General features: G+C 72.3%; 14 protein-coding genes. 11 read left to right on the top strand and 3 right to left on the bottom strand.

All coding sequences use genetic code 11. The features are described from left to right. Positions 1–4: 4 nt before the first annotated feature. From ACIGFK_RS15515 to ACIGFK_RS15500, 4 genes are all read left to right on the top strand, one after another. Positions 5–364 (top strand): rhodanese-like domain-containing protein, encoded by a 360-nt coding sequence (locus ACIGFK_RS15515; RefSeq protein WP_386463088.1) that lies wholly within the window; start codon positions 5–7, stop codon positions 362–364. Continuing rightward, positions 361–1,107 (top strand): sulfite exporter TauE/SafE family protein, encoded by a 747-nt coding sequence (locus ACIGFK_RS15510; protein WP_386462649.1) that lies wholly within the window; start codon positions 361–363, stop codon positions 1,105–1,107. Before ACIGFK_RS15515 ends, ACIGFK_RS15510 begins: the two co-directional genes overlap by 4 nt. Positions 1,108–1,202: 95 nt before the next feature. Beyond that, a complete protein-coding gene (locus ACIGFK_RS15505) occupies positions 1,203–1,775 on the top strand; it encodes a rhodanese-like domain-containing protein (RefSeq protein WP_400052119.1) in 573 nt (190 codons plus the stop codon). A 63-nt stretch (positions 1,776–1,838) separates the two neighbouring features. Then, positions 1,839–2,105, top strand: a complete 267-nt coding sequence (locus tag ACIGFK_RS15500; RefSeq protein WP_376654959.1) for a metal-sensitive transcriptional regulator — start codon at positions 1,839–1,841, stop codon at positions 2,103–2,105. Positions 2,106–2,190: 85 nt separating this feature from the next. Here the strand turns inward: ACIGFK_RS15500 and ACIGFK_RS15495 are convergent, their stop codons facing one another. Continuing rightward, entirely contained in the window at positions 2,191–3,483 is a 1,293-nt protein-coding gene (locus ACIGFK_RS15495; RefSeq protein ID WP_376654960.1) for an MFS transporter, read from the bottom strand. After that, entirely contained in the window at positions 3,480–4,847 is a 1,368-nt protein-coding gene (locus ACIGFK_RS15490; RefSeq protein WP_376654961.1) for a GH1 family beta-glucosidase, read from the bottom strand. Before ACIGFK_RS15490 ends, ACIGFK_RS15495 begins: the two co-directional genes overlap by 4 nt. A 302-nt stretch (positions 4,848–5,149) precedes the next feature. Between ACIGFK_RS15490 and ACIGFK_RS15485 the strand changes: the two genes are divergently transcribed. The 4 genes from ACIGFK_RS15485 to ACIGFK_RS15470 all read left to right on the top strand — a co-directional run bounded on the left by ACIGFK_RS15485 (position 5,150) and on the right by ACIGFK_RS15470 (position 15,431). After that, the gene (locus ACIGFK_RS15485; RefSeq protein WP_400052116.1) at positions 5,150–5,659 is read left to right on the top strand and encodes a GNAT family N-acetyltransferase; all 510 of its coding nucleotides are present in this window, start codon (positions 5,150–5,152) and stop codon (positions 5,657–5,659) included. Between the two features lie 572 nt (positions 5,660–6,231). Beyond that, positions 6,232–9,738, top strand: a complete 3,507-nt coding sequence (locus tag ACIGFK_RS15480) for an AAA domain-containing protein (RefSeq protein ID WP_400052114.1) — start codon at positions 6,232–6,234, stop codon at positions 9,736–9,738. Further along, positions 9,739–13,077, top strand: a complete 3,339-nt coding sequence (locus ACIGFK_RS15475; RefSeq protein ID WP_400052112.1) for a hypothetical protein — start codon at positions 9,739–9,741, stop codon at positions 13,075–13,077. Next, positions 13,074–15,431, top strand: coding sequence for a sensor histidine kinase (locus ACIGFK_RS15470; protein ID WP_400052110.1), 2,358 nt, complete (start codon positions 13,074–13,076; stop codon positions 15,429–15,431). The genes ACIGFK_RS15475 and ACIGFK_RS15470 overlap by 4 nt, the downstream gene beginning before the upstream one ends. 7 nt (positions 15,432–15,438) lie before the next feature. Here ACIGFK_RS15470 and ACIGFK_RS15465 read toward each other — a convergent pair whose 3' ends face one another. Beyond that, on the bottom strand, positions 15,439–16,641 hold the full coding sequence (locus tag ACIGFK_RS15465) for a hypothetical protein (protein WP_376654966.1): 1,203 nt from the start codon (positions 16,639–16,641) through the stop codon (positions 15,439–15,441). 180 nt (positions 16,642–16,821) lie between these two features. Between ACIGFK_RS15465 and ACIGFK_RS15460 the strand changes: the two genes are divergently transcribed. The 3 genes from ACIGFK_RS15460 to lysA all read left to right on the top strand — a co-directional run bounded on the left by ACIGFK_RS15460 (position 16,822) and on the right by lysA (position 19,413). After that, positions 16,822–17,265, top strand: coding sequence for a hypothetical protein (locus ACIGFK_RS15460; protein WP_376654967.1), 444 nt, complete (start codon positions 16,822–16,824; stop codon positions 17,263–17,265). 415 nt (positions 17,266–17,680) lie between these two features. Next, on the top strand, positions 17,681–18,061 hold the full coding sequence (locus tag ACIGFK_RS15455; RefSeq protein WP_400052108.1) for an SAV_915 family protein: 381 nt from the start codon (positions 17,681–17,683) through the stop codon (positions 18,059–18,061). Positions 18,062–18,078: 17 nt separating this feature from the next. Further along, entirely contained in the window at positions 18,079–19,413 is a 1,335-nt protein-coding gene (gene lysA, locus ACIGFK_RS15450; protein ID WP_400052106.1) for a diaminopimelate decarboxylase, read from the top strand. Positions 19,414–19,587 lie beyond the last annotated feature (174 nt).

Here is a 19,587-nt window from a genome sequence, read left to right as displayed (position 1 = left end):
GATGATGTTCCCCTTCCGGCGCGGCCCCGCCCGCGTGCTTCCGGCCGATGCCCACCGGCGCGCCCGTCACGAGGGCGCCGTACTGCTCGACGTACGCGAGCCTGCGGAGTGGGCGGCGGGTCACGCACCCGGCGCCGTGCACACACCGCTGTCCGCCCTGCTGGCCGGCGCCGGCCTGCCGTCGGCCGCCCGCGGACGGCCGCTGATCGTGATCTGCCGTTCCGGGCACCGGTCCCAGCGGGCCGCGCGACTCCTGACCGGACGGGGAGCGGCGGCCGTCGACGTCAAGGGCGGCATGAACGCCTGGGCCGCAGCGGGACTGCCCGTCGTCGACGACCGCGGAAACAACGGCTCGATAGCGTGAGCGCGCTCGTCCTCGCCCTGATCGCGGGAGCCGTCGTCGGTCTGGCACTCGGCGCGCTCGGGGGCGGCGGCAGCGTGCTCGCGGTCCCGGCACTGATCTACCTGCTGGGGTTCACCCCGGCCGCGGCGACCACCGCGTCACTGATCATCGTCACCGCCACGTCCGCCACCGCGCTCTACACCCACGCCGCCTCCGGCAACGTGCGCTGGATGACCGGCTTGCTCTTCGCAGCCGCCGGCATCCCCCCGGCCGTGGCGGCGGCCGCCCTCGCCGCACGGCTGCCCGGACACGTGCTGACGGCCGGGTTCGCGGCCGTCGCGGGTCTCGCAGCCCTGCGCATGCTCAAGTCGCCCGCGCCCGGGCACGAGTTCCGGCCGGTCCGCCCCGTACGGGCCGCCGGAGCGGGCGCGGGCCTGGGCGCGGTCACCGGATTCCTGGGCGTCGGCGGCGGATTCCTCGCCGTCCCCGCCCTCGTGGGAGTGCTGGGCCTGAGGATGCGGGCGGCCGTCGGGACCAGCCTGCTCGTCATCACCGTCAACTCGCTCGCCGCGCTCACCGTCCGCACCGGCGGCGCCACGCCTCTGGACTGGGCCGTCGTCGCGCCCTTCACCGGGGCGGCGGTCCTCGGCGCGTGGGACGGGAAGCGCCTGTCCGCCGCGATCGAGGGCCCGACCCTGCAACGGATCTTCGCAGTCGTGCTGCTGTGCGTCGCGGCCTTCATGCTCACCGATGCGATCCGCTGACGGCGGATCCGCCCGACGACCACAGCCCCACACCCCACAGCCCGGGCGATCTCCGCGCCCGGACACCACCGACACCCACCAGGAGACATTCCGCCATGACCGCCCCCCACGCCCTCACCACCGAACAAGCCCTCCCCCGCCTGCACGAGCTCACGGTCCTCGACGTCCGGACTCCCGGCGAATACGCCGCAGGTCATCTGCCCGGCGCCCTGAACATCCCGCTCGATCGGATCGCACGCGCCCTCCCCGCCATCCGCCACGCCGCCGACCGCGGCGACGTCCTGGTCGTCTGCGCCTCCGGAGCACGCTCCGACAGCGCCCGCAGGACGCTCGCCGAGCACGGCATCGACACCGCTTCCCTCGCCGGGGGCACCGGCGCCTGGGCCGCGGCGGGCCACGAACTCCGCCGCGCCGAGCAGGCCCCGCGCACCACTTGGGGCATGGAGCGCCAGGTCCGCCTGACCGCCGGCACCCTCGTCCTCGCGAGCCTCGGGCTCGGCCTGGTCCGCCCCGCCTTCCGGCTCGTCTCCGCCGCCGTCGCCGCCGGCCTGGCCTACTCGGCCCTCACCGACAGCTGCGGCATGGCGGCCGTCCTCGCCCGGCTCCCCCACAACCGTCCGCGGCGCGCCGACATCGATGCCGCGCTCGCGGCGCTGCTCGACCGCTGACCCCGAGGACGGATACCCCCTGGGGTACCATGGAAGGACAGCACACCCAGCAGGAGGTACCCGGTGAAGGTCGACGACGACGCGGTCAGCTCAGTCCTCAACCGACTGCGCCGCGCCCAGGGACAGCTCGCGGGCGTCATCGCCATGATCGAAGCCGGCCGCGACTGCAAGGACGTCGTCACCCAGCTCGCAGCCGTCTCCAAGGCACTCGACCGCGCCGGATTCAAGATCGTCGCCAGCGGCATGCGCCAGTGCATGAACAACTCCGACGAGAGCCAGGCACCCATGACCGAGGAAGAACTCGAAAAGCTCTTCCTCACCCTCGCCTGACACCCGCCCGAAAGCCGCGCCGGCCGCCGTCCCGCCATGACGGCGGGTGGCGGTCACCCGGGGCGGCCGGGCACCGCAGGCCCGGTCAGAGCACCGAGCGGATACGGCGCACCAGGACCGAGCCCGCGAGGGCCAGGCCGCCCGCGAGGGCGTAGAGGGCCGTGTATCCGCCGAGGTGGGTGACGACCGGAGCCGCGATCACCGGGGCCAGGACCTGGGGCAGGGCATTGGCGATGTTGATCACGCCCAGGTCCCGGCCTCGGTCCTCCGCACTCGGCAGCACGTCCGTGAGCAGGGCGAAGTCCACCGCCGTGTACACACCGAAGCCGAGGCCGAGAACGAGCGAAGCGACGATCGCACCGGTCCACGTCTGCCAGACGGCGAGCAGCAGGGTGGCCGCGGCGATGACCAGCCCCGACCGGATCACGTAGGACTTCCGGCGGCCGCTGCGGTCCGAGCGGATGCCGCTGATCACCACCGTGGAGAGCAGGGTGAGCGCGTTGAGCGCCGTGAGGATCAGTACGCCGGTGTCCGCGTCGCCCCCGTAGCGCACCGCGTCGGTCAGGTAGTAGAGCAGGTACATCGTGCTGATGGAGTACGACAGGTTCATCAGGAACCGGGTGAGCCAGGCCCAGCCGAAGTCGGGGTGGCGGCGGGGGTCGATCCAGAAGCCGGTGAGGAAGGTCCGCCACCGGAAGGCGGGCCGGGCGGCGGGGGCGAGCGTCGAGTCGCGCCGCATCAGCACGTAGGGCACGGCCGCGAGCACCGAGAAGCCCGCGCAGGCCAGGTAGCCGGCGGTGATCCCGCCCGCGACCGTGGCCAGCGCCGTGCCGGCCAGGATGCCGACGACCTGGGAGACCCCGAGCCAGCCGCCGACCAGGCCGCGCTGCCGGGGCGGTACCTGGTCGGGGACGGCGGCGGTGAGTGCGGCGAACGCCGCGTTGAGGGCGAGCTGGACCAGGCACCAGCCCGCGATCACGGCCGGTACGCTCACCGCCAGGGAGAGGAGCACGAGGCCGGCGGCGCCGCCCGCCACCCCGGCGACCACCCAGGGGATCCGGCGGCCCACACGCGCCGTCGTGCGGTCGGACAGCGCTCCGAAGACCGGGTTGGCGACCATCGAGACGGCCGCGCCCAATCCCGTCACCAGGGCGAGGGTGGATGCCTTGTGTTCGGGGGTGAGCTGCTCGGCCTGGCGCGCCAGGAGAAGTTGCAGAGGGCCGAACCAGCCGACCCACACCCCGATGTTGGCGAGGGACAGCGCACCCACCCACCGGCCGCCGGGCGCAGTGCCGGTCCCCTCGGCGTCCGCTCCCCAAGGCCCCTTTCCCGCAGCGCCCGTTGCCCCGGCGTCGGCGGGCTTCGGCTCGGCGGTCATCTGCCGCTCTTGATCAGGTCGCGGTACCAGGCGTACGACTCCTTGGGCGTCCGCACCAGCGTCTCGTAGTCGACGTGGACGAGCCCGAACCGCTGCCGGTAGCCCTCCGCCCATTCGAAGTTGTCGAGGATCGACCAGATGAAGTAGCCGCGTACGTCGACCCCCTCGGCCATCGCCCGGTGCAGGGCGCGCAGGTGGCCGTCGTGGTAGGCGATCCGGCGGGCGTCCTCGATCCTGCCGGTGCCGGGGTCCGGTCCGTCGCCGTACGAGCAGCCGTTCTCGGTGATGTACAGGGGCGGCAGCCGGTCGCCGTAGCGCTCGCGCAGGGTGGCGAGCAGCTCGCGCAGCCCGTCCGGGACCACCGGCCAGTCGAAGTCGGTGCGTTCGTACCCCTCGATCTCCCGGATGGCGAAGGGGAGTCCGGAGGGGATTTCGATGCCGCCGAAGGCGGAGGCGCCGGCCGGGGTCGGCGCGCCGACGAGCATCGGGTTGTAGTAGTTGACCCCGTACCAGTCCAGCGGGGCCGAGATCGCCTTGAGGTCCTCCGCCACCGGGCCGGGCAGGAGGGCGTCCAGGCCGTCCGGGTAGGCGCCGGTCAGGATCGGGTCCGCGAAGAGGCGGTTGGTGAGCGTGTCGTACAGCTCGGCGGCGGCGCGGTCTTCGTCACTCTCGCTCGCGGCCCAGACGGGACTGTGCGAGGCGGCTATGCCGATCCGGCCGGCACCCGCCGCGCGCAGGGCCTGTACGCCCAACCCGTGGGCCAGGAGCTGGTGGTGGGCGGCGGGCAGGGCGTCGAAGACGAGCTGTCGGCCGGGGGCGTGTTCGCCCAGTCCGTATCCGAGGAGGGTGACCTCGGCGGGCTCGTTGATGGTGATCCACATGGGCACGCGGTCGGCAAGGCGCTCCGCGACCACCGAGGCGTACGCGGCGAACCGCTCGGCGGTGTCGCGCTCCAGCCAGCCGCCCCGCTCCTCCAGGGCGAGCGGGGTGTCCCAGTGGAAGAGCGTGGGCACCGGGGCGACGCCGGCGGCGCACAGCTCGTCGGCGAGCCGGTCGTAGAAGTCCAGGCCGGCGCGGTTGACCGGACCGCGCCCGTCGGGCAGGACGCGGGACCAGGAGACCGAGAACCGGTAGGCGTCCACGCCGAGTTCGGCCATCAGCGCCACGTCCTCCCGGTAGCGGCGGTAGTGGTCGGTCGCCACCTCCGCGTTCGAGCCGTCCTTGACGCGTCCCTGCTCCGCCGTGAAGGCGTCCCAGGAGGAGGGGCCCCGGCCGTCGGCCGCGGGCGAGCCCTCGATCTGGAAGGCGGAGGCGGAGACTCCCCAGAGGAAGCCGGCCGGGAACTGGGGTACGGGCACTGTCATGCGGACTCGCTTCGGTCGGGATGCGCGGATCCCCGGCTCGGGTGCGGGGAGGTGCTGCCGGACGTGCTGCTCACGGAACTCTCGGGTCCCGGGGCCCGCCCTGTCAATGGAAAGTGAACAATCCTCAACTTTTGCCGGATGGGATCACTGCGGGACGGCGTTACACGCCCAACGGGACGGCGTTACACGGCCAAGGGCATGGCCGTCACCGGCACCCACCTGACCGGAGCCTGACGCCCACCCCGGCCGACGGCGACGCTCCGCATCGGTCCTGCCGGGCTGGAAACCGTAGGCTCCCCGACATGACCGTGCTGCGCGGCGACGCCCTCGAACTCCGGCCTTCCGAGCCCCACGACGTCCCCGGACTGGCCGCGATCCGCGCCACCCCCGAGGTGCGTGCCCGCTGGCGCGGCGGCCCCGACTTCGAGGCCGAAATCGCAGAGGACCTGACGGATCCCGACACCCACTGCCTGACGATCCACCAGCAGGACCGGATCATCGGCATGATCCAGTGGCACGCCGAGGAGGAGCCCGACTACCGGCACGCCGGAATCGACCTCTTCCTGGACCCTGCGGTGCACGGCCGGGGTCTGGGCACCGACGCCGTCAGAACCCTCGCCCGGCACCTCGTCCGCGATGCGGGCTTCCACCGGCTCGTCATCGATCCGGCCGCCGACAACGCTGCCGCCATCCGCTGCTACGCCAAAGTCGGCTTCCGGCCCGTCGGCATCATGCGGCAGTACGAACGGGGCGCCGACGGAACCTGGCACGACGGCCTGCTCATGGACCTCCTCGCGGAGGAACTGAACTGAACTGGCTCCGGAGGCCCGCAGCGACGGAGTTTGAGACCGGCAGGAGCGGACAGACGCCGGATGTGCCGCGCTTCCGCACCGAGCGGACGGAGACCGGGGCCACGGGCCCACGATGGGCGGCCCGCCGCGGCACACCAGCCGGTCCGTTCGCATCGACCTGCCACGCCCCTCGGCATCCCCTCCCTCGGTGCCGGGGGGCGGTCGGCGCGCCTCCCCGCAGCTCTTCACCCCTGCCGGGACGGACGGCGCTCCGCTGTCCGGTGCGGACCGGACACGTGTCCGCGATGTCGTGATACCCGCCGGCCCGGCAGGTCTGGACCTGCCCGTGGCCGATGGCGGCCGTCGCCCGGACCGTCACTGAAGCAATCGCCGGCGCGGCAGCCTCGCGACGCACCCGCGTGGTGGCACGCGCCGTCCGTGAGGTGTGCGGCTACCTGGGGAACACGCCTGCCGGTGTGGGGACCGCCGCCGAGGCGGGGGCCAGGTCCGGGGAATCGTCCGGATTCCTGCTCGCCCGTGTTCTTGATGCGGAAGAGTTGACTCGGCACGTACGAGCCTGGAGGCGCCCTGTCATGACGGCATCACGGACCGACGTCGACGCTCTGGTCCGCTTCTTCTGTTGCGCGCCTCAAGGCAGTTGGTTCGGCCCCTACGCCACGCCCGGGGGTCCGGTGGATGACGACCTCAGGACGGAGCTGCTGCCGGGCAGTGCATGGCGGTACCGGGTCGCCGATGAGGCCGGACTGCCCATCGATCTGCATGTCTGCGCCGGGCTTGGTCCTGGCGCCCGCACTCTGTGGGATCTCGAGGTGCGGAGGCTGCTGCAGCTCGGACGCGGATCGCCCGGTCTGCCGCACGTACTGGAGGGCGGATTCGTCGACGCGGAGGACACCCGCCGGATCGTGCCGGGTGCCGACGGTCTGGCCGTGGTGGCCACCCGCGCCGCCGACTGGACTCTCGCCGACCACATGGCACGTGATCGCACCAGTGCCGTCCAGGTGTTCACCCAGCTCGCCGAGGCGCTGGCCGAACTGCACGGCCAAGGGATGGTGCACGGCTCACTCTGGCCGGGAGCCGTACACGTGGCCTCGACGGGCTGGGAGGCTACGCATGTCCAATGCCGGCTGGCCCACTTCGAGATGACCTCCCTCCTCGCCAATCATGCACGCCTCACAGGGAGTCCGCTTCCTCTTCCCGCACAGGCCGTCCCGTACGCGGCGCCCGAGATGCGCACCGCCACGACAGCGTTGCCGCCGGAGCAAGTCGCCCGGAGCGACGTCTACAGCCTGGCCGCGATCGCGCGGGAATGGCTCGGCGGGGCGCAGGAGGAATCGTCTGCCGCCTCCACTCCACGTCATGATCGGCCGGGGCCGTCGGAGCGGGTGGTCCCGGCGGTGCTCCAGGAGCTTCTGACGCGGATGCTCGGCCCTGCTGCCACGCGGCCTCCCGCGACCGAGGTGGCCGGGCGGCTCCGCGAAGTGGAGCACGTGGTCGCAGTGGCCGACGTCCCTCGCACCGGGAGCCCGTACCTGCTGTTCTGTCCGTGGGAGGAGATGAGCGGTCCGGACGGCGAGCTGGGTCTGATCGAAGGCACTTCCCGAACGCCGCAAGGGCGTCACGACATGCTGACCCTGATCGCTGCCGATCTGCGGCGGGGACATCTCGTGTACTCCCCGCGGGGGGCCGCCCCGTTCCTGCCCGGCGGTTCGCGCTGGGCAAGCGAGGCCCGGTACGTCCTCATCGGCGAGTCGGTGGCCTGGTTCTGCAGGCCGCTCTGGAATCACGGGCCCTTCGGCCTGAAAGCTGCACCCCGCGATGACGCTCTTGTGCTGAAGCACCTCGTGAAACTCCCCTCCGAGGCGCTGGACGCGCTGCTCCGCGGGAGTCCCCGGGTGAAGATCCCGGCGGTCGATGTCATGCCGTTTCACCCCCTACAGCCGTTGCACGAGCCCACTCTGGCCAACCGGCCGTCCTGGGCGCGGCTCTTGCGCATGCCCGGGGACGGTGTCCCGCCCGAGGACGCCCTCTTCACGGAGGCCGTCACCTGGCTCATGCGCTATCAGGCGGTGGTCCCGCAGGCCCGGTCCTACGCCTGCATCGCGTTCCGGGACGGGCCGGCCATGGAAGTGCGCCTCGACCGGGAGCGCGACCGCGCGCGGCTCTTCGAGAACCCGCTGCTGTTCCACTACTCGCGGTTCCCGGGAAACCGGCCGGAACTCGGCGACCTGCTGGCACGCCTGCAAGCCGACGGCCCGACCGTCGTGGAACTGGTGGGTGACCTGAACGGGCGTCCCGCAACATCCGGTCACAGATCCCGCTGGTTCGCCGCGCCCACCGGTCCCGACCGGGTCACGCTGCGCCCCGCGGATCCGGAGAACCTGCCGCCCCCCGCGCACTGCTGGATCCGCCCCGCCGACGACGCCGCGACGGCGGCGCAGCTCAAGGCACAGGCTCTTGCCGTGGAGGAGCTCCGACGGATGCCGCAGCTACGGTCCCAACTGCGCGCGCCCACGTCCCAGCGCCTGGGCGGTGACCGATGGGCTTCCGCCGATGGGACCCTGCCGGGCGAGGCCGCCGTGGCGGTCCGGGAGATACTCGCCACCTCGCCCTTCTATGCCCTTCAAGGCCCGCCCGGATCCGGCAAGACCACCGTCACCGCCAAGGCGGTGGCCGCGTGGCTGAGGGCTTTCCCCAACAGCCGGGTTCTCGTCTCCGCGCAGTCCAACGCCGCGGTGGACACCCTCGCCGAACGCATACTGACCGAGGTCGGCGCGCTGGAGCGGGGCGGTCGCCCGACGGGAGACGACACTGTTCTGGCCTGGCGTCCGGCAGTGGCCGACGACAACCGGGTCAGTCCGTCGACGCGTGCGTGGAGCAGTTCCGAACTCACCGAGCGCGTGATCCGCCGCAGCCGGGCCACGGTCGCCTCGGCGCTCGCCGCCGGCGTCCGACCCGGCATGCAGGAGGTTCTGCAGCGCTGGCAGGAGCTGTCGTCCGATCCCCGTACCGTGCTCGAGCTGACCGGCCGTCTGGCGCATTCGGCCAACCTGGTGTTCGCCACCTGCGCCATGTCACGGCCCTCGGTGCTGAACCCGTACCGGGAGCGGGACACGTTCGACTGGGTGATCGTCGAGGAAGCGGCCAGGGCCTGGCCCACCGAGCTGGCGCTGCCACTCACCCGGGCGTCGCGCTGGACCCTGCTCGGCGACCACCACCAGTTGCCCGCCCACGGCAGAGAAGAATTGGACCGCTTCCTCTGCAGCCTCGGCTCAAAGTCGCTGGCAGAGGTGGGAATCCCCCCGGAGGACCGTGATTCCTACAGGCGGGTGTTCGATCTCTTCCGGAATCTCTTCGACTCGGGATTCGGCCCTGCCTCGCCAGACCGTCCCGTACGGCGCCTGACGGTGCAGTACCGCATGGCAGGGCCCATCTCCCAGCTGGTCGGCGAGGCGTTCTACCCCATTCCTGCCGCGGCCGGCGAGCCGGCCAGCAGCGGGCTGCTGTACGGCGGACCGCCCCGGAGCTCGCCGCCCGGCCTCCCCGCCGTGCTGGCGGGACGCTCGGTGGTGTGGGTGAACACGCACGGGCGCCCCGACTGCCGGGACATGCCCGCATGGGCCAACCCCGGAGAGGCCGCCCTGACCGCACGCCTGGCCGAGCAGGTCATGCAGTCCTCCGCAGCACCGGGACAGGGACTCGACCGGCTGGCGGTCCTGACCCCGTACCGCAGACAGCAGGAGCTGCTGCTGCGCTGGCCGGCGCTGGCGGGCCGCGTCTGGACCGCTCACTCGTTCCAGGGCCGGGAGGCCGAGACGGTGATCGTGTCGCTGGTACGCGACACCAGGCGGGGAACCGAGGGGGCCGAGGAGACCCGCCCGTGGCAGAGCCTCGGCCACCTGGGCCGGCCCCAGCTCGTCAACGTGCTGCTGAGCCGGGCACGCAGCCTGCTCGTTCTCGTCGGCGACTTCGAGCATTTCGCGGCCCACGGGACGACCGTCTGGGGGCAGATCTGCCACACGGTCGTGGAGCAACAGGCCGTGATCCCGGCCGATGCGCTGTTCCCGGCCGAGGAGGGGTGAATGTCCGACGGCACCGTCACGCTGTACCTCCCCTGCGCCGTCGTCCACGCGCGCGCGACGCTCGACTTCGGCCCAGGTGTCTCCGCCGTCGAAGAGATCGTCCTCAGGGCGCTCACCGTCCAGCCGATGCCGGTCGAGGAGCTCACGACGCTGCTCGGGCTCCCGCGGCCGGTGGTCGCGGACGTCGTCCACGCCCTCTGGCGCCTCGGCCATCTGACGGTCGTACCGGACAGCGGTGTCCTGGTCGTCTCCCCCGACACCGCTGACGCCGTGGTGACCGGGCGCATGGGCGTGCTGAGCGGACCCGTGCGCGAAGAACGCACGCTCAAGCTGGTGGTCGACGCCCTGTTGGGACAGGTACTGCCGCCCGGGACCGGCCGACGAGCGCCGCAGGACCAGCGCGTGGAGCCGCTGCGCGGAGGTGCCGATCTGGCCGAGATCTCCGCCGCCGATCTGCGCCGGGCGGCGTCAGCGGCGCTGCGCACGGATCCGGAACCAGGTTCGGGGAGGGCTGCTCAGCGGGCGGTGCGGGAACACCGCGTGCTGGAGGTGCACGTCCCAGAGGGCCCGGTGGGACGGTACTGGCGCCCCGTCCTGGTGCGGCCCTGGCTCGGGCAGTCCCCCGGTACGCTCGGTGTGACCGTCGTCGATCCCCGGGTGCCGCCGGCCGCCCGCGAAGCGGGTTCGGCCCGGCTGACCCAGCTGGTGGCCGACCGGCCCGAGGCACCGTTCACGCGGCACCTGCGCGCACAAGCGGTGAGCCAGTCCCTTGCGGCGCCGACCGTCAAGGGGCTGGCCGATGCCCTGGCCCGGCGAACCGGCCGGCTCGCCGGGCTGCCGGCCGGTCAGCTGGCCAGGCACCACGAACAGCTCACCGAAGCCGCTCTCCAGCTCGACGAAAGCGTCGCGGCGTACATGGAGCACGAGGCGTCGGTCGAACCGGTTCCTGGTGACGGCCTCGTGGACGCCGCGGCGCGACTGATCGGCGAAGCCCGAGCCCAGGTGGTCATCGTCGCCTCCCGGCTTGCCCCGCCCTCGTCACGGATGCTCGAACCGCATCTGGCGAGGGCCGTGCGCCGGGGCGTTCAGGTGGTACTGCTGCTCGAGAACGACGTGCCCGTATCGGCCCGTCTGTGGGCCCTGGCAGATCCGGAGCGCCGGGCTTCCCTGCTGCTGCCCCGGCAGCCCGCCGCCGCCCACGCAGGGCTGGTCATCCGGGACGACGAGGAGGCACTGGTCCTCGCCGGAACCGTGTTGCGAGGAGACTGCAGCCTCGGGCTGCGGCTGAGTGCGCCTGGCGGCGGCGTCTGCCCCGCCGTCCGCGCGCTGCTGTCCTGGGTGCGTACGGAAGCCCCCGACTGGACCACCGCCAAGGCGATCCTGCCCCGCCCTTCCTGGCAGGCTCCTGACAGCGCCCCGGCCGGGGCCACGGGCTTCGACCGGCTCCCGGAGCCGCCGCCCGACGATGCGGACGGGGCGGCCACCGCGGCCTGGGAGGCGGCATGGCGGGCCTACTCGGAGGGGCACGGGGAAGTCCTGAGGTCCCGTTCGCTTCCCCACATCCGCTGGGTCACCGGCGTGCATCTCGACAACCTCCTGTGGCACGCTCTGCGCACTGCCGAACGGCGCCTGGTGATCGCCTCGAACCGGATCTCCGACCGCGTGGTCGACGACCGCTTCCTCGCCCTGTTGCGCGGCCGGCTGGAACGCGGCGTGATCGTGACCGTGGCGCACCCGAGCATGCCCCGCCACCCACGGCCACCCGGTCTCGACGCGCTGTCCGCCGAGTTCCCGGAGACGCTGCTCCTGATCGAGGCCCCACGGGGTGCTCGAGCCGTCGTCTGGGACGATGACTCCGTACTGCCTGCGTCCGACCCACTGGCCCCGGCCCTTCCGGCATCGGCCGCCAGGCCCCGACGGTCTTCGCTCGGCCTGTGGCTGACCGGAGCGGCCATCGCCGACCGGATCGCCGCGGCCACGGGTGAACCGTCCGTCGTGACCGATCGCGTCACGGGCCGGCCGTCCGCACACTCCGGCCCGCCGCAACCGCTCACCCGGATCAGGGCGTTCAACGTCGCGCAGCGCATCCGTAACCGGTGGCACGAAGGCCGCACGACCGAGGAGGCTCTCGCGCCACTGGTAGCCGAAGACAATCCATGGCCCGTGCTGGACTGCCTCGCGGGGAGCTCCGTCCCCGGCGGGCCGCTGCTCCAACCCGGCTCGTCCGAGTCCGCTCCCGGCGGCGATGCCGAACACGAGCTCACGGACGGGGCCGCTGCGGACCCTGCCGTCGCGTTCCACACCCATGGTTCCGCGGACGACTTGCTCTGCTCGTGCGTCGCGTGGTGTCTGACACACGGTGCCGACCGGACCGACACCGCGACCCTCGACCGCTGGCGGAATTGGCTCATCCAGCACCTGTGGCTGTCCGGCCGCTTCACCGAGGCCGCTCTGCTCCGCCTCGGTCACCCCTCCGACGCCTCGCCACGCCCGTCCCTCACCGTGGTCGCGGCGGCGCTCGGCACCGAAGTCTCCACGCTGGCCCTGCTGACAGCGTTGGACGACCCGGACCGCTCCCCCGCCGAGGACGCCGCCCTGCTCTGCGTGGCCGCGGCCGAATCCTTGCGTACGGCCGATGACGACCACATGGACATCCTCAAGAGGCTGGTCCCGCGTGTGCCGGCGCCCTGGGGGAACCTGGGAGACGCGGTGCTGGGCTATCACGCCGTGGCACGCGGCCTTCCCCCCGAGCTGCTGCTGCGACCGGCCGTCGACCGCGCCGGCCGTGCCCGGCGCCTGAGCTCCGCGTGGACCGAACTGGCCCGTGCCGTCGACCGCGCCCAGCGCACGCATTCCGCCTTCGTGGACCTCAGACGTCTCCAGGTGGCCCTGTTCAAGAGGTCGGGGCCCTTCGGCGCCCTGGAAGAGGCGGCCGCGAAGCGGGACGGCGACGCCGTTCGGATGTTCCTGACCTCCCACTCGGCGCTCGACCACTCCGACGACCTGACCGTCGATTCGATCATCGACGAGGCCTGGTTCGGGGTGGCAGCCGGCCCGGTCACCCTGAAGGGATCCCCGCGCAAGGCATTCAGCGCGCGGCTCGTGGCGATCGTGGCAGCGGCCCGGGAGGTGCTCGACGCCGAGGAGAGCCTTTCCCGCCGGCCGGGGATCGTCGCAGCCTCGGCGCACCAGGAGGCGGTGCACGAGCTCGCGACCCGCATGCAGGGCCTGTCGGCCGGTTTGAACACCGCCGCCTGCGGTCTCGGCCACCCGGAAACCACTCTCGCCGTACACGCGCTCCAGCAGGTGTTCCGCATGACCGAGCCAGAGGTGCCATGACGACCGACCTGCAGACCGAGATCCTCGCGACCGCACTGCGCACGTGGCCGGCCCGGTGGCGACACCCCGCGACCATGCTGGCGGTGGCCGAGGACCGGGGCGTTCCCCGGTCCGGCGATCTGGTCCACGCGTTCCTGACGGACCTGAGCCGGTTGGACACTCCGGTCACGGCCTGTCGAAGACTGATCGGCCGGGGCGAATTCGAGACGGTGCGGCAGTTGCTGTCCGAGGAGTCCATCGAGCCCGCCGACCGTGCCGAGCTGACGTTCGACCTCGACCGCGCCGTGATGCGCGGCATCACCGACCTCCGCTACGAGCTCGCCTCCCTGCGGCGGCGCGCGGAGCTCACCGGCCGGCCCATCAGCCTCGACGCGGCACGGCTGGAGGAACAGGCCAGGCGGTCCTACCCGCCCGTTGCCGCCGAGCTGACCGACGCCGAGCGCCGGGTCGGCGAGGTGGAGAACAACGTCCGACGTGAACTGTGGGCGGCGGCCACTGCCACCGCGGCCGCCGGCCCGGGCGGCGCGGCGACCCTCTGGCTGGCCGAGATCCGCTCCAGCCTCGCCACCGGAGACCTGGCCACGTCCCGTCGGCTGGTGGCGGCGGGTCCCGGCCGACCGGAGCCGCACCCCGACAACAGCGATCCCGTCTCCGGCCTCGACGAGCAGGGCACCGCCCTGGCGATCGCACTCAGCGCGATGGCGGATCGGCTCACCGAACACACGGCCTTCGACTTCGTGCGCGCTCTGGGCCGGCTGATCGGGGCGGCTGCCCCCCTCTACCAGGTGCGCGGCGCCTCGGACGGTGTCCTCGTCAGCCTTCGCTGCCAGTGGCCGGGCCTGCCGCGATGGCTCGCCGTTCCCGACGGCGAGGGCCTGGACCTGTGGGTCGCACCGGGCAACCGTCCTCCCTCGGCTCGGTCGGCTCCCGCTGCCTGGTTCGTCACCGATGCCGACGTGAGCGCCCCCTCCCTGCCGGGCTTGGCACGCATCACTCGCGAGCAGCTGCTGGACCTCGCCCTCACCGAAACGGGGTCGGACGCCCGCCTGTACGGACTGCTCAGGCTCATCTGCTCACAACTTCCCGTGCCCGAGGTGGTGAAGGATCAGGGAAGCGCCCTCTCCCTGTCGGAGGTCGCCGAACTGCTCGATCTCCTCGGCCTTCCGGCACCCCCGGACATGACGGCCGTCCTCCACTACGAAAGCGGTGGGCGTCCCCGCCTCATCGTCGATCTCCTGACAGAAGCACTGTGCCAGCCCGGCGGACGCGCAGGCATGGGCCCGGCGGCCCTCCAGGAAGCGCGTCGCACCTCGTGGCCCCGCACGTTCGAGGCCCTCCTGGAGCCCTACCGCGACGACCATGCCGGGCTGCTGCTCCTGGTGGCCGTCATGTTCCACGCCGACCAGGAAGCCGGCTTCACGGTGGACGAACTACGCGAGGGAATCGCCGCCGTCGCCGCCAGCAGGGAGGCCGCCGCACAGCTGAGGAGCCTCCCGGGCCTGCCCGCGGCCGCCGAGCGGCTGGTCCGTGACGGCTTCTTCCAGCGCCGTTCCGAGACCGGATATGCGCTGTCCGACGACGGGGTGCGGCACCTGCTGCCCCAGGGACCCGACGGCCGCGGGGTACGGCGGCATGCCGAGGACGCCGCTGTGGCAGCCCACCGCCGGCACCTCGCCGATACCGCCGAACAGCGTGCCGAGATCGGTGCCCAGGTCATCCGGGTGATCAGCCACATGGTGAGCGGGACCATGTCGGCGATCAAAACCGAACTCACCCTGATCGAGCGGACCCAGGACCCGGAGTTGCAGGCCGCCGTGGCGCGGGTGCGCCGCTACGCCGACACCGGGCAGAATCTCGACGAGCAGTTCGAACGCGCGATGCGGCCACTGGAGCCGTGCGCACTGCGCCCCTTACTGACCGGCATGGGAGAAACGCAGAGCTGGCGCAGTCACGGAGTCGTCAGGGTCGTGCTGAACTGCCCGCCGAACCTCCATGTGATGGCCAACAGGTGGCTGCTCGGGCAGGCGTTCGCCAACATGCTCGACAACGGGCGTCTGGCCATCCAGGAAACGGGGGCGGACCTCGGCCTGATGCGGGTGACCGTCACTTCGGACGGCTCGCACTGCACGGTCGACATCGCCGATTCGGGAGGCGGCCTGCCCCAGGAGCGTCGCCGTCTCCTGGAGGCGAGGCAGCAGGTACCGAGCACCCGCGGCCGTGGCATCGGCCTGCTCCACTCGCGCGGTTGGTTCGAGAGCTACGGCGGGGATCTGGAGATCCCCGCCGGGAACAGCGACCTCGGTGGCGCGTGGTTCCGAGTGAGGCTGCCGCTCTGCGAGTCGTTCAGCGACTGACTGCAGTTCACGAACAGTCGTCGTCCTCGCCGGTCTTCCACTTCCGGCAGAACGCCTCGACGAGCTCGGCGGCCTCGTCCACCGCCCCGTGCCGTACGGCCATGTCGGCGGCCTGGTACTCGTCCTTCATGCGGTCCAACTCTGCGCCGGGAAGGCGCTGTTCGAACGCGACGCGCCGCCAGTGCCGCTCGGCGTGCATCAGCCAGGTTTCCAGACGCGCCCGTCGACTGGGATCACGCTTGCCGAGCAACAGGGTGACGACGGCCGGGATGTCGTTGAGGTACCGGTTCTCACGCCCCTTGTCCACGATCGCGACCAGCCGGTACTCGGCCCGCAGCTGGTCGCGTTCCCGGTCCAGCCCCGAACCGGGTGCGGAACTCACCGCAGCCACCGGAATCTCCGTGTGGTCCCGCAGCCATGCGATGATCCGCAGGCCGAGTTTGTCGTCCACGGCGGGATCGTTGTTCAGGTGCAGGTCCACGAGGGCCGCCTGGTACTCCGCGCCGACATCGACCTCGTTCTTGAATTCGATCCATTCCCCGAACGAGGTGATCGCATCGCACCGGCATTCACAACGGGATGCCAGTACCTGGTGGGCGACGGTCTCGGCATGCAGATCGTCGATGACGAGGACGCGAGGCAGGGCGGTGCGGCGTGCATCCGGCGAGGCGCTGTCCACGAGTTCGGGCGCGAGCCGCCCGAGTACCGCGTCGCGGGGACGATCTGCACGGGCGAGCCCGGCGATGAGGCGGACCAGTTCGTCACGAGCCCGCTGGACCCGCCTCCACGACCAGGGTTCGACCTGGTGCGCCGTCTCGGGATCGCCGCGCCACAGCTGCGCCAGCCGGTCGATGTCGTCGGGGGTGGGGTCGGCGGCCACCCCCTCGATCAATCGCCAGGCGTCCACCGTCACCCTTCCGGGATCCAATGAATACCGCTCCGGTTTGGTGCCGCTCCGTCTCAAGGGAATCCCGGCGGCCCGCAGCTCTCCCAGGTACTGGTGAACGGTCGATTTGTCGAGCGGAGGATCGGCACGCAGCCGCCGCGACAACTCCTCCGCGGTGCGTTCCGCGGTCATGGCGACGACCAGCAGGATCAGGACCTGTCGCGCCCTCCCCTTCAGTTCGGCCAATGCCGGTGTGCTCGGTACGAACTCCAGCTCGCCCAGCACGTTGACGGCGAGACGGGACTCTTCGGCGACATCGCTCACGCGTCAACAGTAGGGGCCGGCGGGCGCCTCGAGAGGGCGGTCGCCCGACACCGTGAACCGAACCGTGAAGCGTCGTACGGCGGCCTGTCCGGATTCAGGATTCCACGCACTCCTCAATTCAATACCCGCGTTCCAGCATGGAGTTCGTCAAGCCCCGGCTTCGAAGGAGAAGAGCAGGTCATGGCACGTGCGAACCCGAACACCGCAAACCTCCGCGGCGCGATGGCCGCGACCGGCGGCACCTCGGTGCTCACCGCGGTCGGCGGCGTCGCCGCCCAGTTCCCGGCCGAGGCCGGCCTCATGCCGGTGATGCTGCTGTACGGCATCAGCGGCGCCCTCGCCGTACTCACCGGCCTGACCAAGCTGTACGAGATCCGGTGCCACCGCACGCCCGAGTACATCGCGGAGAGGTCACTGGCCCGAACCGCCCGCCGTCATCGCGACCCCGATCGTTCCATGCGCCTGGCCCTCATCGACCGGGCGCTGGCACGCAACCCTCGGGTACCCGTCACCCAACTCGCCGCCCTCCTCACCGACCCGGAGCCGTCTCACGACCTGCCGTCGCCGCCGCACCGGCAGTCGCGCCGCACGGCACAGTCCGAAGGGCAGACGTCCGGCAATTGACGGATCGGCGGCCCGGAGGCCGTACGACCCGACACCGGGCACGGCGGGCCGGAGGGTCTGCCGTGCTCATCGGGTGGGGCCGGCCTCCCTGCCCTCGGCAGCGATCTGGTCGTGGAAGCGCTTGTGGACCCAGTGGCGCTCGCCGAGGATGCTCACCCACTGCAGGCCGTGTCGTGCACGGCCTGCAGTGGGGACGGGGCCGGGTCAGGACGGGGCGGGCCGCGTCGGCTGTGCCCCGCACCGTGGAGGCGCCTGTCGTCAGCGATGCGTATGGACTCGGCCGGTCCTCGTCAAGGTCCCGTCAAGGGTGGTCCTCCGGGGCGTCGGGCCGGGGATAGCTTTCGAGGACCGCCCCGGAACGCCTCCCCGCATCCGGGGCCCCGTCTTGCATTCACGGCTCCTCCAGGAGGACCCCATGTGCCTGTTCCAGTACGAAGACGACCCCGAGCCCGAGGAACGCGTCCCGGCCGGGCTCCTCTACGTCCCCGTCCGGCCGGGAACGGCGCAGGTGGTGGTGCGGATGTTCCGCACCCCGCTGGGCGCGCGCACCGCCGTCGGTTTCACCGACCCCGGCAGGCTGGCCGCCACGTTCGGCGCGCAGCAGCCGTGGATCCGGCTCTCGGCGACGGCCCTGCGGGCCATGGCCGAGCCGCTCGGGGCGGAGCTGCTGACCGTCGACCCGACCCTCACCGCTCCCGCGGTCTCCGGGTCCGTGACGGCCGGCGCCCCGGGCTCCCGTCCCACCTCGGCCGTGCCACCGGCCGTGGCGTCGGCCCCCGCGGCCCGGGCCGCCTGAGGGAGGGGACGCACACCATGACCACTGCGGTCATACCCGCGCCCGAGTCGGGCACGGAGGACCTCTCCGTCTGGCCCGCGTCGACGGCCCGCCACGTGCACGGCGGCCTGACCGTCGGCGGGGTGGAGCTCGCAGAGGTGGCGGAACGGTTCGGCACGCCCGTCTACGTCCTGGACGAGGGAGAGGTGCGCGAGCGCTGCCGGACGTACCGGGACGCGTTCCCCGAGGCCGAGGTCCTCTACGCGGCCAAGGCGTTCCTCTCCCGCGCGATGGTGCGGTGGGTGCAGGAGGAGGGGCTGGGCCTGGACGTGTGCTCGGCGGGAGAGCTGGAGCTGGCCGTGGCGGCCGGGTTCCCGCCCGAGCGGATCGTGCTGCACGGCAACGCCAAATCGCCTTACGACCTCGAGAGCGCGATGCGGCTGGGAGTCGGGCGGATCGTGATCGACAGCCCCTCGGAGATCGCCCGCATCGCCGCTGCCATCGGGCCCGACGGGCGTCAGAAGGTGATGGTGCGGGTGGTGCCGGGCATCTCCGCCGGCGGCCACGACAAGATCCGCACGGGCACCGACGGCCAGAAGTTCGGGCTGTCCGTGACCGACGGCTCCGCACAGCACGCCGTGGCCCGCATCCTGGCCCAGCCCCGGCTGGAGCTGACCGGCCTGCACTGCCACATCGGCTCGCAGATCACCGAGGTGAAGCCCTACCTCACCGCCCTGCGCCGCATGGTCGGGCTGATGGCCCGCATCCGCGACGCGCACGGCCGCGTCCTGCCCGAGCTGGACATGGGCGGCGGCCACGGCATCGCGTACCGGCCGGGCGACGCGGCCCTGGACGTCACCGCGCTCGCCCGCAGGCTGCGGAGCGAGCTCGCCGTGAGCTGTTCCGCCGCCGGGATGCCCGTCCCGCGGCTGGCCGTCGAACCGGGCCGGGCCGTCGTGGGGCCGGCCGGGGTCGCCCTCTACCGGATCCTGGCCGTCAAGCACACCGGGGACACGCTGTTCGTCGCCGTCGACGGCGGTATGAGCGACAACCCCCGGCCCGCCCTGTACGGGGCGCGCTACGCGCCCCGTCTGATCGGCCGCGCCCCGGCGGCCGCCCCGCGGACGGCGACGGTCGTCGGCCGGCACTGCGAGGCCGGGGACGTCCTCGCGGCCGGGGTGGAGCTGCCCGGTGACGTCCGCCCGGGCGATGTGATCGCCGTACCGGTGTCGGGGGCGTACCAGCTGTCCATGGCCTCCGGCTACAACATGGTGGGCCGGCCGCCCGTGGTCGCGGTCCACGAGGGTGGTGCGCGGCTCCTGGTCCGCCGCGAAACCCTGGAGGACCTGCGGCGGCGCGACATCGGCGCATAGCGCGGCAGCGCCCGTGGCGTCCGTGTTCACGGCCGGTCCTCCGCCACGGCGGAGGACCGGCCGGTTTTCCCGAGTGGCGGTCAGCCGGCGTGCACGTGGGGGCGGCGGGAGCGGTCGGGTTCGGCCTCGCGGATGACTTCGCGGGTGACGGGGGCGACCTCGCCCTGGCCGAAG

The organism is Streptomyces sp. NPDC085524, assembly GCF_044541755.1.
In the GTDB taxonomy this organism is placed as follows: domain Bacteria; phylum Actinomycetota; class Actinomycetes; order Streptomycetales; family Streptomycetaceae; genus Streptomyces.
The sequence above is the reverse complement of the archived record's forward strand: the minus strand, read 5'-3'. Positions and strand labels throughout refer to the sequence as shown.